The organism is Brucella tritici, assembly GCF_008932295.1.
In the GTDB taxonomy this organism is placed as follows: domain Bacteria; phylum Pseudomonadota; class Alphaproteobacteria; order Rhizobiales; family Rhizobiaceae; genus Brucella; species Brucella tritici.
This window is the reverse complement of record NZ_WBWA01000002.1, coordinates 50,460-76,937: the sequence shown is the minus strand read 5'-3', so window position 1 is coordinate 76,937 and position 26,478 is coordinate 50,460. Positions and strand designations below refer to the sequence as shown.

The following is a 26,478-nucleotide window of genomic DNA, read 5'->3' as shown; positions in this document are numbered from 1 at the left end:
CCGCATCTTCTCCGTGCTTGGAGATACGGATGGCTGTTCGGCAAAACATTCAATGTCTTACAAGCCTTCCGATGGATAAGATTCCGCCGGGAGGCTTTTGTTTTCCGGGTTCACGTTGCAGGATGTTTGACAGGTGCACCATGAATGGAAATGATCGTGCCTATCGCCATGGCAGTATCTGCGCGCTATCACTTCGCACGCGTCAGGATTGCACCGGCATCGCTGGTCATGCTGGCGAACATTATACAGAAATTCGAGGAGCGAATCCCATGAACAAGATGCTGAAGCGGGCTGCTGTCGTACCTGCGCTTCTTGCTCTTTCCATCGCCGTGGCACAGGCCGATACGCTGACGCTCTATACGTCGCAACCGGAAGCGGATGCGACCAAGACGGTCGAAGCTTTCCGCAAGGCCAATCCGGATACGGATGTGCAGATTTTCCGTTCCGGTACGAGCGAACTCCTCACCAAGCTTGCCGCTGAATTTTCCGCCGGTGCGCCGCAGCCTGACGTTCTGCTGATCGCTGATGCGGTGACGATGGAAGGTCTGAAGAAGGACAAGCGTCTGCTCGCCTATCCGGAAGCCAAGGTCGATGGTTTTACCGCCGACGCTTATGATGCCGACAAGACCTATTTCGGCTCCAAGCTGATCACCACCGGCATTGCCTACAATACCGGCGCAGCCCAAAAGCCTGAACATTGGGCAGATCTCGCCAAGGCCGACTATAAGGGGCAGGTTGTCATGCCTAGCCCGCTTTATTCAGGCGCTGCTGCCTATCTCCTGAGCGGCTTCGCGCTCAACAAGGAACTCGGCTGGGATTATTTCAAGAATCTCAAGGCCAATGAACTGGCAAGCGTGAAGGGCAACGGCGCTGTGCTGAAGTCGGTTGCAAGTGGCGAAAAGCCATATGGCATTCTCGTTGACTTCATGGCGCTCAATGCCAAGGCCAAGGGTTCGCCGGTCGAGTTCGTCTTCCCGTCGGAAGGCGTGCCTGCCGTGACAGAACCAGTTGCGATCATGGCGACCGCCAAGAACGTCGATGGTGCCAAGAAGTTTGTTGATTTCATCCTGTCGGATGACGGCCAGAAGCTGGCACTTGAGCAGGGCTATCTGCCTGCCAAGGAAGGTGTAGGCCGCCCTGCATGGCTGCCGGAAGGCACCAAGATCAATATCATGTCTATCGACACCCAGAAGGTTCTCAACCAGACTGATGCCGACAAGAAGCAGTTCTCCGAGCTGTTTGGCGGATAAGGCATCTCGATGCGCATCATGAAAGACCTTCAGGGCCGCGATGCGGCCCTGATTGCTGGCGTAACCCTGATCGTCGCTGTTCTGTCGCTTTTGCCGATGGGCAGGCTGCTGGTCGAACTGGTCGCACCACAGGGACAGCTTTCGACTTCGGCGCTGGTGGAAACGCTTGGCAGCCAGTCGACCTGGATTGCGACATGGCATTCGCTGCAGATTGGCATTGGCGGTACCGTACTCGCGCTCGTGTTCGGTATTGTTGCGGCGTTGTTGGTCGGTCTCACCAACATGCGCGGACGCAATGTCTTCGTGCTTTTCTATGTGACCCCGCTGTTGATCGCCCCGCAGGTAACAGCGCTGGCTTGGCTCCAGCTTTTCGGGCCTTCGAGCCAGTTTCTCAAGATCATCGGCATGGCGCCACCACTTGGCAGCCGCAATCCGCTCTATTCCGTCTGGGGCATTATCTTTCTGCTTGGTGTGCAATACGGACCGCTGGTCTTTCTGATCGTGCGGGCAGGCTTACGCAAGCTTCCACGCGAACTGGTGGAAGCGGGCTTGAGTGCCGGTGCCAGCAAATGGACCGTTCTGCGCACCATTATCCTGCCGCTGATGACGCCATCGATCATCGGTGCCGCTGCCTTGGCTTTCGTGTCGTGTGTCGGCAATTTCGGCATCCCGGCGTTTCTGGGGATTCCGTCGAATTACCTCGTTTTGCCAACGCTGATTTATCAGCGTCTTGCGGGCGGTGGGCCAGCGGTGCTCTCCAGCGTCGCAGTGCTTTCTGTGCTAATCGGTCTGATCGCCATGGCAGGGATCGCAGCGCAGGATTATGCTTCGCGCAGACGCGATTTCCGCATTGTTTCGACGTCGCTGCCTGCTGCACCCTTCGCGCTTGGTCGCTGGCGTGTGCCGGTGGAAGCTGCGGCATGGCTGCTGATCGTGATCGTGCTGTTTCTGCCGCTGATCGGCCTGACGCTTTCAGCACTGGTTCCGGCCTATGGCGTGCCGCTTACATTTGCGACGGCAACGTTTGAAAATTTCCGCTTTGTGTTGCTTGAACATGCAGGTGCGGCGCGTGCTTTCCGAAACAGTGTTGTTCTGTCGCTGGGGGCGGCGGGTTTTGCTGTGCTGATTGCAGTTCCGCTTGCCTACATGCTGGCGTGGCGTAAGCGGCGCTGGACGCCGATCCTCAATTTCGCAGCCGAGATGCCCTATGCGCTACCGGGTGTTGTGCTGGCAATCGCCTGCCTGCTGATGTTCCTGAAGCCGCTGCCGGTGGTTGGCGTCAGCCTTTACAACTCGCTCTGGATCATCCTCTTTGCCTATCTTGCGCGCTTCTTCGTGCTGGCGCTGCGGCCAACGGTTGCTGGCCTTCACCAGATTGACCGTGCGCTGGAAGAAGCAGCGCGCGTTGCAGGGGCGGGGCTTTTCTATCGCTTGCGCACCATTATATTCCCTCTTGTCGCCCCGGCGACGCTTGCAGGCGGCGTGCTCATTTTCATGACCGCATTCTGTGAGCTGACGGTTTCAGCGCTCCTCTGGGCGTCGGGATCGGAAACGCTGGGCGTGGTGATGTTTTCTTTTGAACAGGCGGGCGATTCCGCCTATGCGGCTGCCATATCCATTCTGGCCGTTGCGGTGACATTCATGCTGATGCTTGCAACAAATCTGTTTGCGCGGCGTCTTCCAAACGGGGTGCTGCCATGGCGCGACTGAAAATCGCTTCTGTTTCCAAGGCCTTCAACGAGTTTCAGGCCCTGTCTGAAGTGTCGCTTGATGTGAAGGACGGTGAGTTTGTTGCTATTCTCGGACCATCCGGTTGCGGCAAGACCACGCTTCTGCGGATGATTGCAGGTTTTGAAGATGTTGACGGCGGCGAAATCCACATTGGTGACAGCCGCGTTTCCCATGTTGACGGTAACGTGCCACCTGAAAAGCGGCAGGTCGGTATCGTCTTCCAAAATTATGCGCTCTGGCCACATATGACGGTCGCCGAGAATGTAGGCTATAGTCTGCGGGTGGCAAAGGTTGCCAAAGCCGAACGCGAGGCCCGTGTGAAGCAAGCGCTGGCGCTGGTCGATCTGGATGGCTTTGGTGATCGCCGCCCGGCCAATCTTTCGGGTGGTCAGCGGCAGCGTGTGGCTTTGGCCCGCTGTCTGGTGGCAGCTCCTTCGCTGGTCTTGTTTGACGAACCGCTTGCCAATCTCGACGTGCATTTGCGCGCTTCGATGGAAGACGAGTTTGCGGCTTTCCACAAGCGCACCGGCACGACGATTATCTACATCACGCATGACCAGGCCGAAGCCATGGCGCTTGCTGACCGGATTGCGGTGCTTGATCACGGCAAGCTTCAGCAGTTCGATACGCCGCGCAAGCTTTACGAGGAACCGGCCAGCGAAATGGTCGCGTCCTTTATCGCGCATGGCATGGTTTTGCCCGCGGAGGTCGTGTCCTTTGCGCAAGCGGGACATTGCGAGGCGCTGGTGCTGGGAAGCCGTGCGCAGGTGCGTTGTTCCGGCATTGAAATGCCGCGTGCCAATGCGCAGCTCTGCGTTCGCGCAGAAGATCTGGCATTGACCGAAACCGGCGGCATCCCTGTGCGGGTCAAGCGTTCAGTCTATCGCGGTGGCGGTTCGCGCATCGAGGCGCATCCGCTCACCAAGCCGGATATTCACCTGCATTTTGAAGTCCGCGATCCAGTACGACTGGAAGAAGGCGATGAGGTTCGCATCGCTATTCGCGGTGGCTGGATTATTCCCACCGATGAAATGCCGGTGAGAAAAGTCTCAACCGGCTTTCCAATTGGCAACAAGATTTAGCTTATTTCTTCTTCATCGCTTCCAGAAGGGCTGCACCGAAACCGCCGGTTGACGGCTGTTCCTGTTTGCGCGGAGCGAAGTTTTGCTTCTGTGCAGGTTTCGTGTCGCGCTGCGCATTGTTGCGTGGGGCAGGGGCTTCGCCACCTTCCTTGCGCATTGTGAGGCCGATGCGCTTGCGTGGCACATCCACTTCGGTCACGCGCACCTTCACCACATCACCAGCCTTGACCACTTCATGCGGGTCTTTGACAAACTTATCAGCGAGTTGCGAAACATGGACAAGTCCGTCCTGATGCACACCGATGTCGACAAAGGCACCAAAGGCCGCAACATTTGTGACGGTGCCTTCCAGCATCATACCGGGTTTCAGGTCCTTGATGTCATCGATGCCATCGACAAAGGTAGCTGTCTTGAATTCAGGACGCGGATCGCGGCCCGGCTTGTCGAGCTCGGCGATAATGTCACGCACGGTTGGCAGACCAAAACGCTCATCGACAAAGACGCGCGGATCGAGCGCTTTGAGTGCTGCGCTATCACCCATGAGACTGCGCACATCGCGGCCGCAGGCGGAAACGATCTTTTTGGCAACGCCATAGGCTTCCGGGTGAACGGAGGACGCATCAAGCGGCTCGGTGCCGTTGGCGATACGCAGAAAGCCTGCGCATTGTTCAAAAGCGCGGTTGCCGAGGCGAGCGACTTTCAGAAGTTCCTTGCGGTTCTTGAAGGCACCGGCGTCATCGCGATGCGCAACAATTGCTTCGGCGAGCGACTTTCCAAGGCCGGATACGCGAGCGAGCAGTGAGGCGGATGCCGTGTTGAGATCAACCCCGACAGCGTTCACTGCATCTTCGACCACTGCATCGAGTGAACGCGCCAGACGGGACTGATCGACATCATGCTGATACTGGCCAACGCCAATGGATTTCGGTTCGATCTTGACGAGCTCCGCCAGTGGATCTTGCAGGCGGCGGGCAATGGAAACCGCACCGCGCAGCGATACGTCGAGCTGCGGAAATTCGTTCGCTGCGGCTTCTGACGCCGAATAGACCGATGCACCTGCTTCCGACACGATGACTTTGAGCGGCTTTGGCGCTGGCAGGTCGTTGAGCATATCCACGACAAGACGTTCGGTTTCGCGGCTGCCTGTGCCGTTGCCAATCGCAATCAACTCGATCTTGTGTTTGCGGATCAGGCTTGCGAGTTCGGCCTGTGTGCCGCGCACATCGTTCTTTGGCGGAAACGGATAGACCGTCGTTGTGTCGAGCAGTTTGCCAGTGCCATCGACGATTGCGATCTTGACGCCGGTGCGGATGCCCGGATCAAGACCCATGGTGGCACGCGAACCGGCAGGGGCGGCGAGCAAGAGGTCTTTCAAGTTGCGGGCGAAGACGTTGATGGCTTCTTCCTCGGCGCGTTCACGCAGGTCGCGCATGAGGTCGAGTGACAAGGAGAGCGAGAGCTTGACGCGCCATGCCCAGCCTGCAACTTCCATCAGCCAGCGATCGCCGGGCAGGGTTGCGCCGATGTTATAGGCGGCTGCAATTTTGCGTTCGACCGGCTTTACCGGCGAGGTATCATCAGCATCGATTTCAATGTCGAGCGACAGAAAATCCTCGTTGCGACCGCGCAGCATGGCCAGAGCGCGGTGGCCTGCAACATTTGCCCAGCGTTCGTAATGGTCGAAATAATCGGAGAACTTCGCGCCTGCGTCCTGTTTGCCATCGACAACGCGCGAACGCAGAACTGCGCGTTCTTTGAGATAGTTACGCAGATTGCCGATCAGTTCGGCGTTTTCCGCAAAGCCTTCGGCGATGATGTCGCGCGCGCCTTCAAGGGCTGCTTTGACATCGGCTACGTCGCCGGTGACATATTGCGGAGCAATATCCGCTGGAACCAGCCTGCGGTCGCTCAGAATAGCTTCGGCAAGCGGGCCAAGACCACGTTCGCGGGCGATTTCCGCTTTGGTGCGGCGCTTAGGCTTATAGGGAAGATACAGATCTTCAAGCTCGGCCTTGGTCTGGACGCCTGCGATTTTCAGCTCCAGTTCCGGCGTCAGCTTTTCCTGCCCGCGGATCGATTCGAGAATAGAGCTGCGACGTGCTTCGAGTTCGCGCAAGTAGGCGAGGCGCTCTGAAAGCTGGCGCAGCTGCGTATCATCAAGGCCGCCGGTGACTTCCTTGCGGTAACGGGCGACGAATGGCACGGTTGAGCCTTCGTCAAGAAGACCAATGGCGGCGATTGCCTGTTCCGGCTTTGCATTGATCTCAGCCGCTATAATCCCGGCAATGCGCTTAATATCGTTGGCCATATTCATTCCAATCTCAAATCTTTACGGCGAACATAGTCGGATGCCCGTTTGACGCAATCAAGGCCGTTATGGTGGTCCACAGGAAAGGTATGGATTTGGACGCTCACGGCGATGTGAACGCCTCACCCCTTTTTAAATCGGATTCAATCAATACTTATATCGGGAAATGACGATACATATCAAAAGATCAGCGAGGTGACTGCGATGTCGGATGTTCAATCTATACCCTTGGACGAGATACTCAAGGCGCTCGCCAATCCGGTGCGTCTCGACATTTTGAGCTGGCTCAAGGAACCGGAGAACCATTTCTCCGATCAGCACATGCCTCTGGAGATGGGCGTGTGCGCGGGCCAGTTCGAGCGGTGCGGCCTCTCCCAGTCGTCCGTTTCTGCTCATTTATCCGTGCTGACAAAGGCGGGGCTGATCATGCCCCACCGCGTTGGCCAATGGACGTTCTACAAGCGTGATGAAGAGGCGATAGCCGCCTTCATCAAAGCTGTATCCGATCTTTAATTCACCAGTCCAATCTTTCCCATTTGCCCAATCTTTCCCATTTGAAGGAATGTATCCATGGCCACATTGTTCGATCCAGTCACTATCGGTGATTTAAAGCTTGCCAATCGCATCGTCATGGCCCCCTTGACGCGCAATCGCTCGCCTCGCGCCGTGCCGAATGATCTCAACGTCACCTATTATGAACAGCGCGCAAGTGCTGGTCTCATCATCACTGAGGCAACGCCGATCAGCCATCAGGGGCAGGGCTATGCCGATGTGCCGGGCCTTTATTCGGACGAGCAGCTTGCAGGCTGGAAGCGCGTCACCGACGCTGTTCACAACGCAGGCGGCAAGATCGTCGTGCAGATGTGGCATGTGGGCCGTATTTCGCACAATACGTTGCAGCCAAATGGTGGCAAGCCGGTGGCGCCTTCGGCCATCACGGCCAAGTCCAAGACCTATTTGGTTCAGCCTGATGGCACGGGCGGCTTCGCACCAACCTCCGAACCACGTGCACTTGAAAAGAGCGAGCTTCCGGAAATCGTCGCCACCTATGGCAAGGCGGCCAAGGATGCGGTTGAAGTGGCTGGTTTCGACGGTGTGGAAATCCATGCTGCAAATGGCTATCTGATCGACCAGTTCCTGCGCTCGGGCAGCAATCACCGTACTGATGAATATGGTGGCTCGATTGAAAACCGTGCCCGCTTCCTGTTCGAAGTCGTTGACGCCGTGACGAAGGCGGTCGGTGCTGGAAAGGTCGGTATCCGTCTTTCGCCGGTGACGCCAGCCAATGACGCATCGGATTCCGATCCGCAGCCGCTGTTCGACTATGTGGTCGAAAAGCTTGCCTCTTACGGTCTTGCTTATGTTCATATCATTGAAGGTGCGACGGGCGGTCCGCGCGACTTCCAGCAGGGTCCGCAGCCATTCGATTATACGCGTCTCAAGCAGGTTTATCGCGATGCCGGTGGCGAAGCTGCCTGGATGGTCAATAATGGCTACGATCGCGAACTGGCTGAACAGGAAATCGAAAGCGGTCGCGCTGATGTGGTTGCCTTTGGCAAGCCGTTCATCTCCAACCCTGATCTGGTTCGCCGTTTGAAGGACAACTCGCCGCTTAATGAGCTGGACCAGCAGCATATGTATGGCGGCGGCGCCAAGGGATATACGGATTATCCGATCCTTGCCTAACAGCGAAAAAAGCCCGGCGAATTGCCGGGCTTTTTGTTACAGACGCGCTCGCGTCGAACGTGGTGTTGCCAGCAGTAGATTGGTTTCGCTGGCCTTGATGCCCGGCACCAGCCGGATGCGGCGCAGCACGGCATCAAAATCGGTGAGCGTGGCAGCGCCCAGTTCCACCACAAGGTCGAAACGGCCATTGGTGGTGTGGACGGCGGAAACTTCCGAAAAACCGCCAAGCGCCTTGACCACACGGTCGGCGACATTGCCTTCGATTTCTATCATCATGATGCCGCGCACCGGCAGATCGACAGCATCCGAGCGCAGGATCACCGTATAGCCGATGATGTCACCGGAATTTTCCAGGCGCTCCATGCGTGCTCGCACGGTGGCCCGTGAAACGCCGAGATCGATTGCAATATCCGAAATGCTGCGTCGTCCATTGTGGCGCAAAAGCGTAATCAGCTTTTCATCCAGATCGTCCATGTTTTCTCCATTTTGAAAAGCCAATCCGACATTCTGATAAACCAAACCGTTAAAATTGCCAATCCGGTTGCTTCACATCGCCAAGCGTAAATGGTCAATCTAGGATAATAATTTCTCTGGAGTAGCACTTTATGCATTGCAAGATTTTGGGATTGCCGGTTCAGGAAGGCACGGGTCGTCTGGGCTGCAATATGGGACCAGACGGTTATCGTGCCGCTGGCATTGCGGATGCAATTCGCGAACTCGGTCACGAGTTTACCGATCTCGGCAATCTGGCTCCGGCTGAACTGCGCCCGGTGTCTCATCCTAATCCTGTAATCAATGCCTTGCCGCAGGCTGTTGCCTGGATCGAAGCAATCAGCGAAGCCGCTTATCGTGAGAGCGAAGAAGGTTTTCCGATCTTCCTTGGCGGGGATCATTTGCTCGCTGCCGGCACCGTTCCGGGCATCGCACGCCGGGCCGCTGAAAAGGGTCGCAAGCAATTTGTGCTGTGGCTTGATGCGCATACGGATTTCCATACTCTGGAAACGACGGGCAGCGGCAATCTGCATGGTACGCCTGTTGCCTATTATACAGGACAGAAGGGCTTTGAGGGTTATTTCCCGGCTCTGGCAGCACCGATTGATCCCGCCAATGTTTGCATGATGGGTATTCGCAGTGTTGATCCGGCAGAACGCACTGCGATCAAGCAGACCGAAGTTGCCGTCTATGACATGCGCCTCATCGATGAGCATGGTGTGGCAGCGCTGTTGCGCCGCTTCCTGCAGCGTGTGAAGGACGAAAACGGCCTTCTGCACGTCAGCCTCGATGTCGATTTCCTTGAACCTTCGATTGCACCTGCTGTTGGCACCACGGTTCCGGGTGGCGCGACCTTCCGTGAAGCGCATCTCATCATGGAAATGCTGCATGACAGCGATCTGGTGACGAGCCTCGATCTCGTGGAGCTTAATCCGTTTCTCGATGAGCGCGGACGTACCGCAACGGTGATGGTCGACCTGATGGCGAGCCTGCTGGGCCGCAGCGTCATGGACCGTCCAACCATTAATTACTGAATTCAGGAGGCCGCATTCGTAAAGCGCCGGATGGGTTCATCCGGGGTAGAATGCTCAAGCTAATTGTATTACGCGCATCTTGTTCCGAAAACCGCTTCGCACTTTTCGGGATGCGCTCAAGGAGCAATAATGACCCAACCGAACCTCAATATCGTCCCCTTCGTCAGCGTCGATCATATGATGAAGCTGGTGCTGTCCGTCGGCGTGGAAACCTTCCTCAAGGAACTCGCCGACTATGTCGAAGAAGATTTCCGTCGCTGGGAAAACTTCGACAAGACGCCGCGTGTGGCTTCGCATTCGAAGGAAGGCGTGATTGAGCTGATGCCGACGAGCGACGGTACGCTCTACGGCTTCAAATATGTGAATGGCCACCCGAAGAACACGCGTGAAGGTCTCCAGACCGTTACGGCATTCGGCGTTCTTGCCGATGTGGGCAGCGGCTATCCGATGCTGCTGACCGAAATGACCATCCTCACCGCACTGCGCACCGCCGCGACTTCGGCAGTTGCCGCCAAGCATCTGGCCCCGAAGAATTCCAGCACGATGGCCATCATCGGCAATGGCGCGCAGAGCGAATTCCAGGCTCTGGCTTTCAAGGCGCTGCTCGGCGTCGACAAGCTGCGTCTCTACGATCTTGATCCGGAAGCGACTGCCAAGTGCATGCGCAACCTGCAGGGTGCGGGTTTCAACATCGTTGCCTGCAAGACGGTCGAAGAGGCTGTCGAAGGTGCGGACATCATCACGACCGTGACTGCCGACAAGGCCAATGCGACGATCCTGACCGACAACATGGTCGGATCGGGCGTGCACATCAATGCGGTTGGCGGCGACTGCCCCGGCAAGACGGAACTGCACGGCGATATTCTGCGCCGTTCGGACATCTTCGTCGAATATCCGCCGCAGACCCGCATCGAAGGCGAAATCCAGCAGTTGCCGGAAGATTATCCGGTCAAGGAGCTTTGGGAGGTTATCACTGGCAAGATCGCCGGACGCAACGATGCCCGCCAGATTACGCTGTTCGACTCTGTCGGCTTTGCGACCGAGGATTTCTCGGCTCTGCGCTATGTGCGTGACAAGCTGAAGGATACCGGGCTCTATGAGCAGCTTGATCTGCTTGCTGATCCGGATGAGCCGCGCGATCTCTATGGCATGCTGCTGCGTCACGAAAAGCTGCTGGAAGGCGAAAAGACCAAGCCAGCGGCCTGATCCGGTCTTTTGACCAGCTTCCACTTTTGGAAGATGGGCTCTACCTGTTGCAACCCTGCCGCGCTTGATGCACGGCGGGGTCGAACTGTCGCAATCAATGCGATAAATCCTTGGTGCCTTGCGCGATTTCCATTATTGCAGGATGTGATTTCTGTGATGGGGTGCATCAGACATGGGCGACAGGGTGGAAAACGAAACATCCTACAGGCAAACGGCGAATGTTGTGCGGTCTGCCGCCAGTCCGGTCGTCTTCTGCGACACGCTGGGCCTTTATCAGGCGCCCGTCGGCCAATCTCTCGATACGGTTGTGGTCTTTGCAAGCCCCTGGGGGCTGGAGGAACTCTGCACGACACGCAAATTCTGGCGCATCATCGCCGACGGACTTGCGGTGCGGGGGATAGGTTCCTTCCGCTTCGATTGGCCCGGTACGGGTGACGGACGCGACGACATCGATTTTTCCAACGGGCTGGAACTCTGGCACAATACGCTTGCCGAAGCTGCCCGGAAGGCGCGTGACCTGTCGGGGGCAAGCCGCATCATCATCATTGGACAGAGCCTTGGTGCAGCGATTGCTGCCCAAACGGCGGCCCGGATCGAAGGTGTTGCGGCATTGGCGCTTCTGGCACCTGTCATTTCCGGGCGGTTCTACACGCGTGAACTGGCCGTCTGGTCGAGCATGGTTGATGCCGATCTGGGACTGACGGACGAGCAAAGGATCAAGAACAGCGTTTCCATCGCATCGCTGACAATGCAGCCGGAAGTGGCAGCCGGTGTGAAGAAGATAAATCTTCTGTCGCTGGAGACGAAGCCTGCGCGTCAATGTCTTTTGCTGGCGCGGACGGATCGTCCGAACGATGCCGAACTGGCAACGCATCTGGAAAAGCTTGGCGCGGATGTGACGGTTGAAGCCTTTACCGATTATGACAAGCTGATTTCGAACCCGGTCATCTCGCGCCTGCCGGTGGAAGTCGCGGACCGGCTTGTGGACTGGGCGGCAGTTATTGCAGGTTCCGCGCCCGCACGGAACAAGCCGGATGAAAGTGCACTTGGCGGCACTTTGACGGGCGGCGGTTTTGTCGAAACGCCTGTCTCGTTCGGTTCCGACAATCGACTTTCCGGTGTTCTCTGCGCCCCCTTGGGTGAGCGGCGGGGCAGGGCGGTCCTGTTTCTCTCCGCAGCCTATGATCGACGTATAGGATGGGGACGCACGACTGTCGATATGGCGCGCAAGCTCGCGCGGGAAGGGATAGCGTCACTGCGCTTCGATATTGCGAATGCAGGCGACAGCCCGCCCAATCCTGGGATGCCGGAACAGGTACTTTACACCAACGGGGCAGAGGCCGATGTTGCCGAAGCCCTCGACTATCTCGACGCCATTGACTGGGGCCGTCCAGTGATCGCCGGGCGGTGCAGCGGTGCATTTCTGGGGTTCCACAGCGCTGTGAAAGATGAGCGCATTTCAGGCGCGGTCCTCGTCAATCCGGAGACATTCTACTGGGCGCCGGGACGCTCGGTCGAAGATGCAGTTCGAGAAGGCAAGCGCACGCTGGAGGATTATGGCAGTCGCGCGCTCCGCGCCGAAACATTCCAGCGCCTGTTTCGCGGTGAACTGGATATCCGTGCCATCCTGCGCAACCTCACGCGCGGGGTTGCAGGGCGTATTCGCGGGCTGGCGCGCAAGCTTCTGCGCAGCCGCACAGTGGAAGGACGGGCAGTCTATTCGGCTTTTGACGAACTGAAGCAGCGTGAGGTGCCACTGGCGCTCGTTTACGCTGAGAAGGATGTTGGGCGCGAGCATTTCAATTTCTATTTCGATCAGATGGGCACCGGCCTGAAGGGCTTCGACAATGCGTCAGTCGCCATCATTCCAGATGCCGATCATAATCTCACACCGGAACATTCGCGCGAAATCTATATCGACACGATCCGCGCAATGACCTTACGGGATTAGAACCAGAAGATCCGTGACGAACCGGCGATGCGGATTTCTCCAGACGGCTTTTCAGATGTCGCCTTACGCGGAATAAGGGCGATGCGTTTCGCCTCGTTGGGAGCAAGGTGAAACCAGTTCTCGGCAGCCAGCCAGTCACCTGCATCGATGCTGATAGATTGGGCCAGAACCGGCGTTTTCAGATCGAGGAACCAGTTGCCGTTCTCTTCGAATGGAGCGGCTTCGACAGCGGCGTCATGAAAGGCTTTTGTTCGTCCGAGCGGAAAGTGAAACGCCTCAGCAATCGTAATGTCATTGCGCTTCAGTCGCGCAACGGTCACGTCATGGGCCGGAGGGCCGAAACGATAGGCATAAGTGACATCGAAGAACGCGCCGAACATATCCGTTGCGGCAATGGTGATCGCTGAGCGACCGGCAATCGAAAGATCGCGACGACCGGAAACCACCGGCTGCGAACCGGCACGCAGACATGTCAGTTCAAGCGAAAGATCAGCGGTTTCGGCCTGTTCGTTTAAAACATGGATCGCGAGGCCGTTAACGCCTTCGTCTGTCAAGGCGACCTGCTGTGGACGGAAAGCACGTTTCAGGCCATGCCATGAGGCTTTGGGTGCACCGGTCGCATCGATTATGCCCCAACCCGCGCCGGGCAACAGGTCCTGAAACATCCAGAGAAGCGCACCGAAACAGGTGCTTCCCGGTCGCCGCCATTCGGCGATGGTCGCTTCCATTACTTCCGCCGTGACGGCGCGGGAAAGGTGGAGATATTGTTCCACATCCTCGCGTCGCAGTCGCGCTGGATCGTAACCGTACAACATCTCCAGATAGGCGTCCCGCACATCCTCGAAATCCCAGGATACGCCGCGGTCGCGGGGCACACGTGCTTTCCAGCGCGGATCGTGAACCGGCGGCACATCGAGGCGGGTTTTCAGCGTGCGCGCTTCGGGCACGTTGGAGAAGGCCAGACATTCGGTCGCAAAACGTACCTCCGCACGCCGCGCATCTTCCAGAGGACGGCAATAGGCGCTGACACCATAATAATGGCTGACGCCTTCATTGCTGATAAAGGGGAGGGCACCATCACAGGGCGAATTCGGCACATAGGGAATATCGGGGCAAAGCTTGCCGACAATACTGGGCAGGATCTCCTCGGTAAGCGGGCCTTTCCAGGTCGCTTCCGGCAGGCCCATCATTGCGCCCTGCTGGTAAATTTCACTGCCGCCGCAAAAGACCGTCAGCGATGGCGCATGCCTGACAGCGGCCAGAAGCTGAGACGCTTCTGCCTGCACTTTTGCGACAAATGCTTCGTCCTTCACCGGATAGTCGAAATTGGCGAACATAAAATCCTGCCACACCATGATGCCAAGCTCGTCGCAAAGCGCATAGAAATCCGGTGTCTCATAGGCGGTGATGCCGCTCAGCCGCAGCATGTTCATGCCCGCGTCCTGCGCGAGCTTCAGCCATGGTTCGTAATCGTCGCGGGCGCCGGGAAGGCGGACGATATCGGCAGAACTCCATACCGCGCCGCGGCAGAAAATCTTCTCGCCATTGATCCTGAGTGCAAAGCCCTTGCCGTCCGGTCCGCGATCAACCTCGATGCGGCGGAAGCCGGTGCGGCCGAGCGGGCGTAGTTCGCCGTCAAGTGAAAGTTCGACATTGTGAAGCGCTGGATTGCCGTGCGTGTGCGGCCACCACGGCTCGACGCTGGGAAGCGTTAGTCTTGCCGTCCACTGATTGTCAGTCTGGCGCTTGCAGGCGAATTGTTGCCCTTCGCAATGGAGAATGGGTGCCTCGGCCTTGCCGCTATAGGTAAAGCTGACTTGAAGTTCGCCATCACCGGTTTCGGTCAGTCTTGCCTGAATGGCGATGTCGGATATGGCTTCAGCATCGGAACGGCTGATTGAAATCGGACGCCATGGACCTACGGCATGCACTTCCGGGCACCAGCCCGGCATATAGCCGAGTGCTGTCGTGCGGATAAGGCGCAGGCCTTGTGTGTTCATCAGTTGCGTGCGCCAGCGGGCGCGTGGGCCTTTCTGGCTGAGGCGAGGCGCGAGCGCGTGAAAACAGAGGGCAAGCTCGTCCTTGCCGGTCAGTGTAACCGGCAAATCATAGCCGAGAAACATGCTGTCGGTTTGCAGCAGCAATTCGCCATTGAAAAAGATGTCGCAAATCGTGGCAAGCCCGGAAAAGCGGAGTGTGGCGGGGCCGGGTGCCTCCTCGACATCGAGGAAATACCAAGCATCCTGATTGTCGAGCGCTACGGGATTGTTTCTGTCGAAACGTCCTGATTTCTCCAGAGCTTCCGCCACTGTGCCGGGCACCGGCGCGTCATCGATCGCCTCACCGGACTTCGCGTCAAGCGGCGTTTGCGCCGCATCCGGGCCGGTGATGACAAGCCGCCACCCGGTCGAGAGCGGTCGGCTGGTCGGGTTTAGTTCAAGCCGCATCGCGACCAAGTTCCGCTGCAAGCGCTGCCGTCATCCGATCCCAGGCATCTGCCGCCGGTTGTAGCGTTCCGGCCAATGCGTCGAATTTCTTGCGCATGACCGCACGGGCGAGCTGGAACTGAACAGCCTTTGCCGTTTCCGCAATCTGCAAGGCGTCTGCCGAGGCCGCTGCGAAGTGCTTTCCTTGGCCGAGCCAGTCGAGATGGCTTGCCGCGAGTTCGAAATTCGCGCCGAGCTGGCGCAGCGTGTTGAACGCATATTTATGGAAGAAGCCGAACGGGCGTTCCGCGATTGCTTCGACCTGAGCGGGGAACACGCTGGCAAAAGCGCGGATCGGATTTTCCTTCGGTCTGCGCGCAAAATGGCGCGTCAGAAGGATTTCGGCGATGCGTCGCTGATGCGCCTCATCCGGCACATTCTTCGGAAACTTGGCAAATTCCGTATAGGGCAGGAAGGGCAAGTCGGTTTCCGTCAGATGGCGCTGGAAAACGCCGTCGAAATCCTCACCTTCGAGGTGATAGAAACCGCCATTGTGGAAATAATCGAGCGAGCGGTTTTCGACGTCCATACGGTTGATGGCGATGGTCGTCTTGCCGTGTTCTGTGCGGTAGCTGACGCCATGCGTATCCGGCATGAAGTAGCTGTCCATTTCGATCATGCACAGACGTCCGCGCGCGATCTGCTCGGCGACATGGCTTTCCACATGATCAAAAATCGCAAGCTCCGTCGCCCGAACGCCATAAAGGGCTTCGAGGTCTTCCAGCGGCACCTTGAAGAAGGTGAACTGGTCGCCCTCGAAATCCTGTGTCAGCGTGAAGCCGAGCATGGCTTCCGGGGCGGCACCCAATGTTGCGAGCACTTCGATCCAAAGATCGACATAGCAGTTGGTTTCCGGCCAGATACGCGTCTGGGCATGCAAAGCGTGCGGCGTGTAACGGTCGGGCGCGATGTTCGGAAAAACTGCCTGCATGGTCGCGATCAGCCCCACAATTCCTTGCGTACGTTTTCCGGCCAGATTTCAACATCCAGACCGTGATGATGGAAGAGCGCCAGCGCGATACGTTCCAGCCCGAACCCGACGCAAGCCGTGTGTGCCACGGCACCGTCATCAAGCGAGAGCCCCCACTTCACGCCGAACTGGTCCTGATGATAGTTGAAGCTCATGCAGGCGGTTGGCTTTTCGACGCTGGTGATCGGGATCAGCAGTTCGAATTTCAGGTTCTGGTCGCGCTGGTTGTTGACCAGCAACTTGCCAGCACGTCCGAAGAACGGGTCGTTGGCGACGTCGATCTCGACCGGCAGTTCGACCTTCTTCATCATTTCCGTGCCACGGTCGATCCAGAGCTGGCGGAACGACATCACATCGGCTTCCGTGCCCATGCGCACATATTCACGCATGCGGAAAAGCTGCTGGCGCGCAGGGTCGACCGACGGTTCATGGCGGAAGCAATAGGATTGCAGGTCGTAGAGTCCGCCGCCCTGCGGCAGCGGTCCGCGCTTGGCGACTGTCGGATAGAGCGGATAACAGGCCGCAGGCGTCAGCACGATGTCCGTCGCCTTCTGCTCCAGCGTCCAGTCCGTGCCTTCATCCATGCATTTGATGAGATTGACGTGGTCAAGCTCGCAGCCGCAGAAGCTGTGCACCGTGCCAGCGAGCTGCGGAAAGCTTTTCATATAGCCGCTTTTTTCGAAAAAAGCGCGGTTCATGCCGGGGGGGAAGCGGATCGCTTCGGCGCCGTCATTGCCTCCGGTGCGGTCGATCAGGCGTTCAAATGCCTGTATGACATCTTCGAACTGGCCGGAGCGTCCGTAAAGACCTTCCACGCCGGTGTCGATCAGGAGACCGGAATCGAAAAGCCGGTCTAGAAATGATCTCTGAGCATCCATGGCAATTATCCCAAAAGGCTGGTGTTCTGTTTGTGAATGAGCAGCATGGTGGCCGTATTGCCGAGGATGCGCTCGTTTGAAATCATCAGCTGCGCGGAATGCGCGTCACGCAAATGGCGGCCAAGGCTGAAAGGCGTACCGTTCTTGTAGCCCATGATGCCGCAGACCAGCATGGCGTGATTGATGATCTGAAGGATCGTCTGTGACGCGGCAATCTTGAGATTGTTCATTGCAATCGCAAAGCCCATGGAGGCCAGCTTGTCCGGATCGTGCTTCGCTTCGCGATAGGTCTTGAGGCAGGCGACGATTTCGGACTTCAGCATCTGCAGCATGTTCGATGCTTCAGCCACGCGCAGGGCGCCCGGCTGCGGCGCGCCCGGATTGCGCTTTGCGGCGGCGCGCACGAATGCCTGCGCCCGGTTGACCGCATCGACGGCGATGCCATACCAGAGCGAGCTCCACAGCGTATGCGACTGCGCCAGCATGGATTGCGCTGCGATTTCAGCAAAGGGATGTGGCAGAATCTGCACCTTGTCCGCTTCACCACGGAACACAAAGCCTTCCGAGCAGGTGCCGCGCATGCCGAGCGTGTCCCAGTCATGGGTCTTTTCGAGCGTGTACTGGTCTTTCAGGAACACGGTCATCACCTGATCCGACGACGCGGCATCCTTGTGGGAGCGCGATGTGATCAGAATGGCATCCGCGTGAGAGCCATAGGAAATGACGGTGGCATTCTTTTCCAGACGGCAGATATTACCTTCGACCTCGATAGCGCAGATCGAGTTGCGCAGATCGCCGCCAATGCCACCTTCGGTCGTAGCCGAAGCAAGCAGAAGCTGGTCTTTTGCGACCTTGCGCATGAAATCCCGGTGCCATTCGACCGTCTGGCCGTGTTCCACCAGGCTCGAAAGCTTGATGTGATGCATAGCGAAAATCATTGCGCTCGACGCACAGGACTGGCCAAGAACGCAGCACAATTCCGCAACCTGGTCGATTTCCGCGCTCTCTCCGCCGAACTCGCTCGGCACCTGAATGCCAAGCAGGCCCTCGGCCTTCATCGCATCGATAGCTTCACGCGGGAAGCGGCCTTCCTTATCGACGCTATCGGAAAATTTACCCGCTATGGCCGCAACGCGGCCCACGCGCTCTGAAAGACTGTTCCCCGCCCCGGCATTCATTATGCAGCCTCTTTGTCCTTGAGAATCTGGGTGACCGTCTGTTCGATGGCCTTGATGCTCGCGAAAGATTTGCGATTGAGATACTGGTCCGGAAATTCGATGTCGAACTTGTCTTCCAGACCGAGCATGAGCTGTACCGAGGCAAAGGAAGACAGGCCTGCGCTGTAAAGATCAGCGTCGTCGGCAATGTCCGTCACCTCGCCCGGCAGTCCGCCGACCTTGGCCAAAAGTTCGCGAATGGATTCATTCATAGTTTAACTCCCTGCATATCCGCTCAAGTCGAAGCTTCGCGTCTGGGTTGACGCGATACACGATCTATCGAGCTTTCAAAAAAGCTGTGGTGACTGTTCGAAATTCTGCCCCTTTATGCAAGTGATATGTTGCGAATATTAGTGATATCGCAAACACACCAGCGTGCGTTTGGCCTTTTGTGCTCCCACAAGCCTTTATTTTCTGTTGACGTGACTGAACTACAGTCCGCCTATTCTGTGGACGTGCTTATATAGTTAAATATTCGATGACAAGATATGTTGCATTGCGCGCAGGGGTTGCGTGCGACCTTGGTTAAAGCGGACGGCGTGAATGCCGTGGTGCGGAAATCCGGCCCGTGTTGGTGGCGATTGCCATTTCAAAACTGTCGGCAATGCGTCGAGCCCGATCAATGAAAATGATTGCGGCTTCCGGAGGGAATATTTCCCGCGCGGTTTTCTCGAAAAGGTCGAGCCAGCGATCGAAATGTTCGTTCTTCAGCCCCAGCTTGAGATGCGGCGCCATGGGGCGCCCATCATAATTGCCGGTCTTGAGGATAACCGACGACCAGAATGCAGCGATCTGCGCGATGTGATGATCCCAGTCGTGAACTGCATCGGCAAAGATCGGCCCGATGACTTCATCCTCGCGTGCGCGTCCGTAGAAAGTGGCCACCAGCTTTTCAATGGAGGCCGGATCGATGGACGGATGAGGCTGATTGATGAGAACGGTCATGATCGCTGTTTGATGTCGTTGCGCGGGAAAGCGGACTCTGAGCCGGATATAGCCGCTGCACCGGCTACAATCCAGTGAAGTGTTGCCGCATGGCCATCAACTTCCCGTTGGCGAAACCGCTGCCACGATTTAATAGTCTAAATGTCTAATATAGTTGAGGGAGAGATGAATGCGGGTGTTTCTGCTTGCGGGTCTGTTGACCCTGGCGACAACCGGAGCAGGCTTTGCCGCTTCGTGCGAACAGAATTTCAAGTCCGAGGGTGTTCCGCTCGTCACTGCGATTAGCTATCGCTCGACACAAAGCTTTGCCGGTGTGAAATCATCGACAGCCTTGCAGCGTCTGGCGCAAGCCGTCGCAGCCGAAGGGTTTTCGGGCATCAAGATCAACAAGCAACTCGCTTCCATAGACGCTTTTCAGGAAACGACCGGATCAGGCCGTATTCAAACCTTGCGCGTCACTGCACGGGCGCAGGGCAAGGGCACTCGTGTCGACGCGATCTTCAGTATTCAGGCGGGGCAGGCGACCAGCAAGTCGGTGGTACGCGACGGACTATGCCGTATCATCGCTGCCGCAGCGAATTAAAACTTATAGCCTGATGGCTATTGCCGTCAGGCTATCTTCTGCATCAATTCGATACGGTTGCCGAATGGGTCGTGGATGTAGCAACGCTCATAACCTTGCAGTGGCTCATCCACGATAGTTTCGATGCCTGCGCGCGTCAGATGCGCAATCATTTCGTGCAAGTCGGCGACCAGAAATGCAGGATGTGCCTTACGTGCGGGCGTGAAGGGGTGCTCGACGCCCAGATGAAGCCTGATTGCTCCATTCTCAAACCAGCAACCGCCGCGCGCGGCCAGGTTCTCAGGCTTTGGAACTTCCGCAAAGCCGAGGATCGAGCCATAAAAATCGCGTGCTTTCTGCTCCTGACCTTCAGGCATTGCCAGTTGAACATGATCAAGAGCGATGATCTGCATGAACGTGCCGACGTTAAATAATGATGCGCACAACATAAAGCGCACGGATAGCCGGTCAAGCTATGCGAATATGGCACAAATGTCTGGAGAGGGAGAGCGATGGTAGCGGAGGCCCGTTCTGTTCGAACTCCCCATACGCTACCACACCAAAAACAACGGATTTCGCATAGGATCGGCCGGTTTTACGCCTGATAAAGCCGGAAAACAAAAAAAGCCCCGCTCGGCGATTAACCGAGCGGGGCTTTTACTATTCTTTGTCTCGCGATTTTACAAAGCGCAAAAGGCGGTCGGCCAGAATGTCGGTAATCCACATTGCTATGACGCCGACAATGAAGGCCGCAGCGTTGTTCGTCGCCTCGGGAGCGCCGTCGGTCGGCATAGGCCAATTCATCATGCGGGCGTAATGGATGATCGGCTCGGTTAGATAAGCGGCTGCAAGTGCGCCGCAAATCGGCGAGAACACGACTTCGCGGATTTTGAATTGCTTTCGGGATAGCGCCCGCAGGAAGCCGCCGGCAGTGCCCGCAACGATGAAGTTCGGATTGAGGCCGAGGCTCGTCAAGAATTCATGAAGCGACATTGCACCATTCTTTCCGGGCGGCATTGTTGCCCTTAATCTCGATCCTCGTTTGGGCCGTGTCGCTCTTGCTCGACGAGATCGGCAACCAGACTGCGCAAACTGCGTCCGTATCCACATCTTGCTTAATCCCTAGTCCATTCGTCATCGAGCATCCCGCCGCGAGCATTACGCTCGGCAGAAGCGCGAGCATCGGCAGCGCGACCAATCCTTTCGATTTCCTTTTCATAGCTATCCGCCTTGCCCCTTAAGTCTTCGGCGGATTGCACCCGTTTGCCCGCAGAAAACGCCTTGTAGAAAAGGGCGGCTATTGCAGCCGCCCCCGTGAGAATGCCGAGAAGGGTCGCAGTCATTGGCGCTATGCCTTCGGAATGAGTTTAGGACTGATAAGGTCGGTAATCTTATCGTCCGTCAGCTTGAAGAAGCCGACCGCATCGGGAACCGATTGCCGAACGTATTTTGTCGCAGCCAAGAGGGCCGGATTACTTCGGTCGACAGGTTTGCCAACCAGCTTGCTTTCCAGATGCCCGATAGCGAGCCGAGCGGCGTTTTCGAGAGCCGATTGAAGCGCCTCGCGATGCTTCGCCTCGATTGCGATCCCGGTCCAATCGGTAAACCGCTTGATCGCGTAGCCCACGCCGACGGCGATCGCAGCCGACACGAGGTTAAAGAGAAGCGGGTTCACGCTTTCAAAAAAGCCCGGCGGTGACGAAGCGGCCTCGGCCGTCGCAACGGCCGGGAGCGCGAGGGCAAGAGCCGCAACCGCGCACACTGCCACGCCGATCATAGAAAAAAATCTCATTCCGAATTCTCCTTCGGTTAGAGGATGGTTTTGACGGCGGCGCGGAATGCGTCGCCGACCTTAGCGGCCGTGTTGAGCGAAGGCTCAAACGGCAAGATCGCAATGTCCCATTTCCCCCGCTGTTGGATGCCAAGCGTGCGCTGCACTTCGGCGTGCGAAAGCACGGTCGACGGGGTGACCGGGATCGAGTAGCGGCGGCATAGGTCGGCAACGGCCTTTATTGCCGCCTCCCATTGCGCCCGGGTGATTGGATATTTGCCAGCGTTGAACGGCTTCTCGACCGCACCGGCCATGCCGCAGAGCGACAGGCCAATCGAGCCGCTATTGCAATTCAACGTGTGAGCGGCATAACCGGACGATACCGGCGCTTGGTTTGCAGCGATCGACGGATCGCCCTTCACCGGAGTGCCGTCGCCTTCGATAAGCACATGATAGTGAGCCTTATCGACCGCGCTCGCCTTGTTTGCCCCGGCGGTCCAATGGACGATGACACGTTGCATCTGCGCCCATGGGAGCCATTCTTCCGGCAGGAACCGAACCGCGGGGCTTGGTTGCGCGCTCCCTTTGCCCTCCAATGCCGTAAGCGCCGCATCGATAGCGGAGAGCGTTTTAGGCCCGATCAGGCCGTCAGCCGCGCCCGGATTATAGCCGAGCGAAGCCAACCGCCGCTGAATAGTCAGCACGGTAGTCATGCGATTTCCTTTCGGTGAATGCCGCCGGGGCGGCGCTTAAGCGATATTGGTGCCGGGGTTGCCTGACAGGGAAGGCGTTCCAGCCTGTTCGGCGTTCGACGAAGAAGGCGGCCGGGCGGCCGTCCTTCCTCCGGTGCGGCTTTTGTTTGAAGACTTTCGCTTGTCTGTCCCCGCGTCGCCTTGCGGTTGCTTGACGTCGAGGCGCGTTACCCAACCAGTCGAGCGGGAAAAGTCATGATTGACGGTGTCGATGCGATACGTTCCATCGATCCCGGGGCGCGAACCGCTTAGATTGACGGTTCCCTCGGGTTGGGCTTCGGCATTGCCGTCGATGGTGATCGAACCTTCGCCCTTGGCGCGCTCGCTGTCCGTTTTTCTGCTTTCTGACAGTCGCTTTGCTTCGGCTGCATCCCCGGCCGGGTACCGGCTCATAAACTCGGCCTTGGCCTTTTCGTCCTCAATCTCAACTTCTTCCGATTTCCACGTGGCGGTTTTGGCATCGTACCAACGCGTTTTTGTTTTGGAGTATCGAGGCCGGCCGGTAACGGGCGCTATATCCCATGCGATCAGGTTGTCCCCGTATGCGGCATTAATAATCGCGAGCGGCTTACCACTGGCCGACTTGCCTCCGTTGCGCTTGGCAAGGATCGCGACGTCATTCGAGATTTTGAATGTGCCGCCGACTTCGCGCGCGAGACGTTCGCCAAAATGAATGAAGCTTTCCGATTGCATCGCCCAATAAGGCCGCATGATCGATGCAAGCTCCTCGTCGACGCGAACGTTTTCGATCCCTCCGAGCTTCGCCGCCTCGGCAAACACGTCGCCGAGTTTCTTTTCGTCCCAATGCTTTTCTTGCTGTTGTTTCGGTTTTCCTTGTGCGTCGAAGCCTTTTCCGCTTATCGACAGAACGCGGCCCTCGCTCCGCGATCCCTTTGAACGAACCTCGTCGACTACGCCACGAAAAGCAACGCCTGCACCTTTCCCGCCGGAGCCAAGCGACACAGAGATAGTAACCCCTTCACTCGGGAGGAGGATTTTCCCGTCCGCATCGTCGAGGTCGATGCGGACCGTGTCACTCGAAGCGCCGGCTTTATCCGAGATATTCAGATTGAGAAGCCGGGGCATAAGGGCGCTCGAAATGTCGCGTCCGTCCACAATGACAACGCACTCGGTTTTTTTGCTCGTCGCCATGCGATCAATCCCAAAGATGAACGGTGTCTCGGTCCTTCGTCTGCAATTCTGGCGCATCGATCGGAAACAGAATTTCGGTTCCGACCGGGAGGAAGGGGCCGAGGTCTGCAATGCCGGAGTTCAAGTCAAGAACACGCTCAACAAAGCCGGTGGGTTGCCGTTTAAATCGCCGCCAAACAAGAAGGGGAAGCGTGATAGCTTCCCCTTGGACGACGATCATTTCTGCGCTGCCTTGGTAACTCATTCCAGCATCCCTATAACCGATGCGAAATAGTCAGCGTCTTGCGGAGGGTCGCCCCGCAGCAAACTAATTTCGACGTTGATTTGCTGTCCGACACCCTTCGCCGAAAGATACGTCCCTTGCTCCTTTACGGCCGTTACACCGAACCAACCGAGCGGCTTTCCGTCTCCTCGCATGAGGTATTGAGGAATACCGCTCTTTCGGATGGCGTGAAGCTGGTCGAGCTTTTCAAGGCCGCCAAGTTTTTCAGGGAACAGCACGGCCGAGAACGAAAAACTCTCTGTAGCTTCGCCGACAAATTCCAGTGGGGGGCGTCGGCCCATTACTGGTTTCTCGACATAGTCGCCGCCGTTCTCGCTATCGGTGCCAGTCGGATTGAGCGGCCAAATCTCGAATGACAATGCGCCGAGAAGGAAAAGCATCATTCAACCCCTATATCAGCGTGAAGCCCCGAGATTGACGACGTATCAAGGCGCGGTGAAATCACCGGGCTAAGGGTCGTCGCCATTTTCTGTTTGATGCGCGCCATGAACGCGTCAATCTGCGCCTCGGCGGCCGAAAGTTCGGTCGATAGTGCGGCGTTGTATCCGTCCATCGTTTGTTTAGCGGCCGCCGCAGCCTCGGCAGGTTGCGACTGCGGTATTGCCGCATTGATTTGCTGATCGAGCATTGAGCGCTCGGCCTGCAAGTTGTCCCGCTCGATGTTCGGCATGTCGCGCATTGCCGGGTGAGTGTTTTTCTCGATTTGCGCAAGCCGGGCATCAATCTCCGCTTGGCGTGCTTGCCATTCGGAAATGTCATGCGCCCGGCCTTCTTCCGGTGTGGCTTCCGGCCCTACACGCTGGCTTCCGCCAACCTTTGACGGGTTGATGCCGGTCTTGCTTTCGATCCACGCGTCGATACCGCTCGTAAGGCCCCAAAGGTTGCCCTCGGGGTCCACGGCGTCGAGCACTTCCTTTATCGTCCAAGCCGTGCCGATGATACCGGCACCCTTGGCAGCCTTTCCAAGAAGCGAGCTTCCCTTCGACGCTGCGCCAGCGCCCGCCGCCGCGCCTGCGGCGGCCGCTCCAGCCCCGGTTGCGCCAGCGGCCCCCGAGATACCCATCGCAGCGCCGGCTACCCCAAGCGCACCACGACCGATCTTCGTCACGAGCAAGAGCATAGCGAGAAGGGACGTGAAGAATGAAATCACGCCTCCGCCGACGATGGCAATTGGCCCGAGTACACCCGCAATCATGAGGGCGTAAGTTCCGAATTCGAGGAGCTTCGGGTTCGACTGTGCGAGAGACTTCAACCCGTCAGCGGCGAGCTTGAAAGCTTCGGACGCGGTTTTCAGGACGCCACTTTCCGCTATCGATACAAATAGATTTTCGACCGACGCTTCGAACTCGGCCCAATCCCCGACGATGCCTTTCATCATCGTTTTAGCCATGCGGTCGGTCGCGCCCTTCGAATTCTTCTCGACGTCGGACAAGGCCTTATCGAGATCGCCCGCAAGAAGCGTAATCAGTCGTGAACCCTGTCGAGCGTCAAATATGCGGGCAATGTCGCCAAGGTCGGCACCCTTTTCGCGAAGCGCGCGGATGAAGCCGAAAAAGTCCACTTCCGAACCCGCGGCCGTAAGAACGTCCGTAATCGTTTCGGCAAGCTTCGACTTGTCGACGGCCGTGCCGTCGCCACCGATGATTTCGGCAAGCTTGGCCGATAGCTTACTCAATGACTGATTAAGGCTCGGGTCATTGAGAACCTGCTCGATCTGTTTCGAGAACGAGCTCGCATCAATGCCGTCGACGGCAAGCGACGATATGACGTCCTGCGCGCTAATCTGGCGGCCGCCTTTCACGAACTTATCAATATCGATGTTCATGCGGCTTAGCGCTTGGAGCATCGGCTTCGTCGGCCGGACCATGCGGACGAGTGCGGATCGCATTGCGACGCCGGCTTCGCTTGCTCGGATGCCGTTACGGGCCATGACCATAGATGCGGCCGCAACCTGTTCAATTGACATTCCCGCAGCGGCGGCCATCGGGCCGACGTACTTGAATGTTTCGCCCATCATTCGAACGTCAGTGTTCGAATTCGAAGCGGAATAGGCGAGGGCGTCATTGACGCGGGTCAGGCTGTCCGAAGCTTGCTCGACCGTCTTCATTGGTAGGCGCATCGCGGTCAGAATATTGGTGGCGATATCGGAGCTTTCCTTGATCGCAATGTCGCCAGCCAGCGCGAGGTTAAGCATGCCCTTCATGGAACCCATGATCTGGTCATACTTGAACCCGGCTCGGCCGAGTTCGTAAGCACCTTTCATGATTTCGGAATTCGTGGCCGGAAAAAGCTCGTTGAGTTCCTTCGCGTAGCTTTGAATAGATTTGCGCTGTTCATCCGTTATGTCGGTAACAGCTTGCAGAGCGTTCGACGTCTTTTCGAAGTCATAAACGGCGCGCGCGCCAAAGAACGTCAAGAAACCAGCGGGCATTGAAAGCCCGGTGGTCATGCTGTGAAGGTTCCGCTTTAGGATTTGCGTTTGCTTGCCAACGTCGGAAACCATCGTACTGACTGCCCCGCCAATGGCGAGGCGGCGCGCGTTCGTGTTGTCAACGGCATTGCCGATGCCCCGAATTGAGTTCGCGGTCGCGCGAGCGGGACCGGCAACGGCATCGATCAGCCGAACCGTGAGAACGGAAGTAAGATTTGCCATTTAGATACGCCTCGGGGGTAGTTTCGATGCAGTTTCAAGCCAGTCGAGCAGTTCACCGACGGGCAGGTC

26 protein-coding genes are annotated in these 26,478 nt (G+C 57.4%); 9 read left to right on the top strand and 17 right to left on the bottom strand.

Going from position 1 to position 26,478, the window contains the following annotated elements:
• Positions 1-269: 269 nt before the first annotated feature.
• Genes F9K91_RS02545 through F9K91_RS02535 form a run of 3 tightly spaced genes read left to right on the top strand, consistent with a single transcriptional unit; the run spans position 270 to position 4,063 of the window.
• Complete coding sequence (locus F9K91_RS02545) at positions 270-1,250, top strand: ABC transporter substrate-binding protein (protein ID WP_151555959.1); 981 nt, start codon at positions 270-272, stop codon at positions 1,248-1,250.
• A 9-nt stretch (positions 1,251-1,259) separates the two neighbouring features.
• Positions 1,260-2,960, top strand: coding sequence for an ABC transporter permease (locus tag F9K91_RS02540; RefSeq protein WP_151677125.1), 1,701 nt, complete (start codon positions 1,260-1,262; stop codon positions 2,958-2,960).
• Complete coding sequence (locus F9K91_RS02535; protein ID WP_151555957.1) at positions 2,948-4,063, top strand: ABC transporter ATP-binding protein; 1,116 nt, start codon at positions 2,948-2,950, stop codon at positions 4,061-4,063. Before F9K91_RS02540 ends, F9K91_RS02535 begins: the two co-directional genes overlap by 13 nt.
• Before the next feature lies 1 nt (position 4,064).
• Here the strand turns inward: F9K91_RS02535 and F9K91_RS02530 are convergent, their stop codons facing one another.
• Entirely contained in the window at positions 4,065-6,371 is a 2,307-nt protein-coding gene (locus F9K91_RS02530; RefSeq protein ID WP_151677124.1) for a Tex family protein, read from the bottom strand.
• A 204-nt stretch (positions 6,372-6,575) separates the two neighbouring features.
• Between F9K91_RS02530 and F9K91_RS02525 the strand changes: the two genes are divergently transcribed.
• Both F9K91_RS02525 and F9K91_RS02520 read left to right on the top strand, forming a co-directional pair.
• On the top strand, positions 6,576-6,884 hold the full coding sequence (locus F9K91_RS02525; protein WP_012091525.1) for an ArsR/SmtB family transcription factor: 309 nt from the start codon (positions 6,576-6,578) through the stop codon (positions 6,882-6,884).
• Between the two features lie 57 nt (positions 6,885-6,941).
• Positions 6,942-8,057 carry an alkene reductase gene (locus F9K91_RS02520; RefSeq protein ID WP_151555954.1) on the top strand — a complete coding sequence of 372 codons (1,116 nt, stop codon included), beginning with the start codon at positions 6,942-6,944 and terminating at the stop codon, positions 8,055-8,057.
• 36 nt (positions 8,058-8,093) lie between these two features.
• Here F9K91_RS02520 and F9K91_RS02515 read toward each other — a convergent pair whose 3' ends face one another.
• Positions 8,094-8,531 (bottom strand): Lrp/AsnC family transcriptional regulator, encoded by a 438-nt coding sequence (locus F9K91_RS02515; RefSeq protein WP_061345848.1) that lies wholly within the window; start codon positions 8,529-8,531, stop codon positions 8,094-8,096.
• Positions 8,532-8,662: 131 nt separating this feature from the next.
• Here F9K91_RS02515 and rocF point away from each other — a divergent pair, with 131 nt between their 5' ends.
• From rocF to F9K91_RS02500, 3 genes are all read left to right on the top strand, one after another.
• Positions 8,663-9,583 (top strand): arginase, encoded by a 921-nt coding sequence (rocF, locus tag F9K91_RS02510; protein ID WP_151652573.1) that lies wholly within the window; start codon positions 8,663-8,665, stop codon positions 9,581-9,583.
• Positions 9,584-9,712: 129 nt separating this feature from the next.
• Positions 9,713-10,789: an ornithine cyclodeaminase gene (locus F9K91_RS02505; protein ID WP_151555953.1), complete on the top strand. Its 1,077-nt coding sequence runs from the start codon at positions 9,713-9,715 to the stop codon at positions 10,787-10,789.
• Between the two features lie 172 nt (positions 10,790-10,961).
• On the top strand, positions 10,962-12,740 hold the full coding sequence (locus F9K91_RS02500) for an alpha/beta fold hydrolase (protein ID WP_151677123.1): 1,779 nt from the start codon (positions 10,962-10,964) through the stop codon (positions 12,738-12,740).
• On the opposite strand, the gene F9K91_RS02495 is transcribed toward F9K91_RS02500, so the two are convergent.
• The 6 genes from F9K91_RS02495 to F9K91_RS02470 form a co-directional block, all read right to left on the bottom strand.
• On the bottom strand, positions 12,737-15,187 hold the full coding sequence (locus F9K91_RS02495; protein ID WP_151677122.1) for a glycoside hydrolase family 2 protein: 2,451 nt from the start codon (positions 15,185-15,187) through the stop codon (positions 12,737-12,739). The genes F9K91_RS02500 and F9K91_RS02495 overlap by 4 nt on opposite strands.
• Positions 15,177-16,157, bottom strand: coding sequence for a DUF1839 family protein (locus F9K91_RS02490; protein ID WP_151555950.1), 981 nt, complete (start codon positions 16,155-16,157; stop codon positions 15,177-15,179). Before F9K91_RS02490 ends, F9K91_RS02495 begins: the two co-directional genes overlap by 11 nt.
• Positions 16,158-16,165: 8 nt before the next feature.
• Positions 16,166-17,074, bottom strand: a complete 909-nt coding sequence (locus F9K91_RS02485; protein WP_071633097.1) for an amino acid--[acyl-carrier-protein] ligase — start codon at positions 17,072-17,074, stop codon at positions 16,166-16,168.
• A gap of 5 nt (positions 17,075-17,079) precedes the next feature.
• On the bottom strand, positions 17,080-18,252 hold the full coding sequence (locus F9K91_RS02480) for an acyl-CoA dehydrogenase family protein (protein WP_151652569.1): 1,173 nt from the start codon (positions 18,250-18,252) through the stop codon (positions 17,080-17,082).
• Positions 18,252-18,503: an acyl carrier protein gene (locus F9K91_RS02475; RefSeq protein ID WP_151652568.1), complete on the bottom strand. Its 252-nt coding sequence runs from the start codon at positions 18,501-18,503 to the stop codon at positions 18,252-18,254. The genes F9K91_RS02480 and F9K91_RS02475 overlap by 1 nt, the downstream gene beginning before the upstream one ends.
• Before the next feature lie 313 nt (positions 18,504-18,816).
• The gene (locus tag F9K91_RS02470; RefSeq protein ID WP_061345856.1) at positions 18,817-19,236 is read right to left on the bottom strand and encodes a group III truncated hemoglobin; all 420 of its coding nucleotides are present in this window, start codon (positions 19,234-19,236) and stop codon (positions 18,817-18,819) included.
• Between the two features lie 169 nt (positions 19,237-19,405).
• On the opposite strand from F9K91_RS02470, the gene F9K91_RS02465 reads away from it, so the two are divergent.
• Positions 19,406-19,819: a hypothetical protein gene (locus F9K91_RS02465; RefSeq protein ID WP_061345857.1), complete on the top strand. Its 414-nt coding sequence runs from the start codon at positions 19,406-19,408 to the stop codon at positions 19,817-19,819.
• A gap of 26 nt (positions 19,820-19,845) precedes the next feature.
• On the opposite strand, the gene F9K91_RS02460 is transcribed toward F9K91_RS02465, so the two are convergent.
• The 9 genes from F9K91_RS02460 to F9K91_RS02420 all read right to left on the bottom strand — a co-directional run bounded on the left by F9K91_RS02460 (position 19,846) and on the right by F9K91_RS02420 (position 26,409).
• Positions 19,846-20,211 carry a VOC family protein gene (locus F9K91_RS02460; protein WP_151652567.1) on the bottom strand — a complete coding sequence of 122 codons (366 nt, stop codon included), beginning with the start codon at positions 20,209-20,211 and terminating at the stop codon, positions 19,846-19,848.
• Between the two features lie 247 nt (positions 20,212-20,458).
• Positions 20,459-20,791: a hypothetical protein gene (locus F9K91_RS02455; RefSeq protein WP_063881994.1), complete on the bottom strand. Its 333-nt coding sequence runs from the start codon at positions 20,789-20,791 to the stop codon at positions 20,459-20,461.
• Between the two features lie 122 nt (positions 20,792-20,913).
• Complete coding sequence (locus F9K91_RS02450) at positions 20,914-21,141, bottom strand: hypothetical protein (RefSeq protein ID WP_063881995.1); 228 nt, start codon at positions 21,139-21,141, stop codon at positions 20,914-20,916.
• A gap of 5 nt (positions 21,142-21,146) precedes the next feature.
• Positions 21,147-21,590, bottom strand: coding sequence for a hypothetical protein (locus F9K91_RS02445; protein ID WP_138785364.1), 444 nt, complete (start codon positions 21,588-21,590; stop codon positions 21,147-21,149).
• A gap of 17 nt (positions 21,591-21,607) precedes the next feature.
• Complete coding sequence (locus tag F9K91_RS02440; RefSeq protein WP_151677121.1) at positions 21,608-22,282, bottom strand: peptidoglycan recognition protein family protein; 675 nt, start codon at positions 22,280-22,282, stop codon at positions 21,608-21,610.
• Between the two features lie 36 nt (positions 22,283-22,318).
• A complete protein-coding gene (locus F9K91_RS02435; RefSeq protein ID WP_167522166.1) occupies positions 22,319-23,473 on the bottom strand; it encodes a phage late control D family protein in 1,155 nt (384 codons plus the stop codon).
• A 4-nt stretch (positions 23,474-23,477) separates the two neighbouring features.
• Positions 23,478-23,717: a tail protein X gene (locus F9K91_RS02430; protein ID WP_151677119.1), complete on the bottom strand. Its 240-nt coding sequence runs from the start codon at positions 23,715-23,717 to the stop codon at positions 23,478-23,480.
• Positions 23,714-24,139: a phage tail protein gene (locus tag F9K91_RS02425; protein WP_235912741.1), complete on the bottom strand. Its 426-nt coding sequence runs from the start codon at positions 24,137-24,139 to the stop codon at positions 23,714-23,716. The genes F9K91_RS02430 and F9K91_RS02425 overlap by 4 nt, the downstream gene beginning before the upstream one ends.
• A complete protein-coding gene (locus F9K91_RS02420; protein WP_151677118.1) occupies positions 24,136-26,409 on the bottom strand; it encodes a phage tail tape measure protein in 2,274 nt (757 codons plus the stop codon). Before F9K91_RS02420 ends, F9K91_RS02425 begins: the two co-directional genes overlap by 4 nt.
• Between the last annotated feature and the right edge of the window lie 69 nt (positions 26,410-26,478).

Excerpts from the sequence above, each read along its gene's own strand:
- F9K91_RS02455 (WP_063881994.1), bottom strand. The coding sequence starts at position 20,791 with ATGTCGCTTCATGAATTCTTGACGAGCCTCGGCCTCAATCCGAACTTC.
- F9K91_RS02450 (WP_063881995.1), bottom strand. The coding sequence starts at position 21,141 with ATGACTGCGACCCTTCTCGGCATTCTCACGGGGGCGGCTGCAATAGCC.
- F9K91_RS02485 (WP_071633097.1), bottom strand. The coding sequence starts at position 17,074 with ATGGATGCTCAGAGATCATTTCTAGACCGGCTTTTCGATTCCGGTCTC.
- F9K91_RS02435 (WP_167522166.1), bottom strand. The coding sequence starts at position 23,473 with ATGGCGACGAGCAAAAAAACCGAGTGCGTTGTCATTGTGGACGGACGC.
- F9K91_RS02475 (WP_151652568.1), bottom strand. The coding sequence starts at position 18,503 with ATGAATGAATCCATTCGCGAACTTTTGGCCAAGGTCGGCGGACTGCCG.
- F9K91_RS02445 (WP_138785364.1), bottom strand. The coding sequence starts at position 21,590 with ATGAGATTTTTTTCTATGATCGGCGTGGCAGTGTGCGCGGTTGCGGCT.
- F9K91_RS02420 (WP_151677118.1), bottom strand. The coding sequence starts at position 26,409 with ATGGCAAATCTTACTTCCGTTCTCACGGTTCGGCTGATCGATGCCGTT.
- F9K91_RS02490 (WP_151555950.1), bottom strand. The coding sequence starts at position 16,157 with ATGCAGGCAGTTTTTCCGAACATCGCGCCCGACCGTTACACGCCGCAC.
- F9K91_RS02460 (WP_151652567.1), bottom strand. The coding sequence starts at position 20,211 with ATGCAGATCATCGCTCTTGATCATGTTCAACTGGCAATGCCTGAAGGT.
- F9K91_RS02525 (WP_012091525.1), top strand. The coding sequence starts at position 6,576 with ATGTCGGATGTTCAATCTATACCCTTGGACGAGATACTCAAGGCGCTC.
- F9K91_RS02470 (WP_061345856.1), bottom strand. The coding sequence starts at position 19,236 with ATGACCGTTCTCATCAATCAGCCTCATCCGTCCATCGATCCGGCCTCC.
- F9K91_RS02545 (WP_151555959.1), top strand. The coding sequence starts at position 270 with ATGAACAAGATGCTGAAGCGGGCTGCTGTCGTACCTGCGCTTCTTGCT.
- F9K91_RS02500 (WP_151677123.1), top strand. The coding sequence starts at position 10,962 with ATGGGCGACAGGGTGGAAAACGAAACATCCTACAGGCAAACGGCGAAT.
- F9K91_RS02425 (WP_235912741.1), bottom strand. The coding sequence starts at position 24,139 with ATGATGCTTTTCCTTCTCGGCGCATTGTCATTCGAGATTTGGCCGCTC.
- F9K91_RS02430 (WP_151677119.1), bottom strand. The coding sequence starts at position 23,717 with ATGAGTTACCAAGGCAGCGCAGAAATGATCGTCGTCCAAGGGGAAGCT.
- F9K91_RS02540 (WP_151677125.1), top strand. The coding sequence starts at position 1,260 with ATGCGCATCATGAAAGACCTTCAGGGCCGCGATGCGGCCCTGATTGCT.
- F9K91_RS02530 (WP_151677124.1), bottom strand. The coding sequence starts at position 6,371 with ATGGCCAACGATATTAAGCGCATTGCCGGGATTATAGCGGCTGAGATC.
- F9K91_RS02505 (WP_151555953.1), top strand. The coding sequence starts at position 9,713 with ATGACCCAACCGAACCTCAATATCGTCCCCTTCGTCAGCGTCGATCAT.
- rocF (WP_151652573.1), top strand. The coding sequence starts at position 8,663 with ATGCATTGCAAGATTTTGGGATTGCCGGTTCAGGAAGGCACGGGTCGT.
- F9K91_RS02495 (WP_151677122.1), bottom strand. The coding sequence starts at position 15,187 with ATGCGGCTTGAACTAAACCCGACCAGCCGACCGCTCTCGACCGGGTGG.
- F9K91_RS02480 (WP_151652569.1), bottom strand. The coding sequence starts at position 18,252 with ATGAATGCCGGGGCGGGGAACAGTCTTTCAGAGCGCGTGGGCCGCGTT.
- F9K91_RS02520 (WP_151555954.1), top strand. The coding sequence starts at position 6,942 with ATGGCCACATTGTTCGATCCAGTCACTATCGGTGATTTAAAGCTTGCC.
- F9K91_RS02465 (WP_061345857.1), top strand. The coding sequence starts at position 19,406 with ATGCGGGTGTTTCTGCTTGCGGGTCTGTTGACCCTGGCGACAACCGGA.
- F9K91_RS02515 (WP_061345848.1), bottom strand. The coding sequence starts at position 8,531 with ATGGACGATCTGGATGAAAAGCTGATTACGCTTTTGCGCCACAATGGA.
- F9K91_RS02440 (WP_151677121.1), bottom strand. The coding sequence starts at position 22,282 with ATGACTACCGTGCTGACTATTCAGCGGCGGTTGGCTTCGCTCGGCTAT.
- F9K91_RS02535 (WP_151555957.1), top strand. The coding sequence starts at position 2,948 with ATGGCGCGACTGAAAATCGCTTCTGTTTCCAAGGCCTTCAACGAGTTT.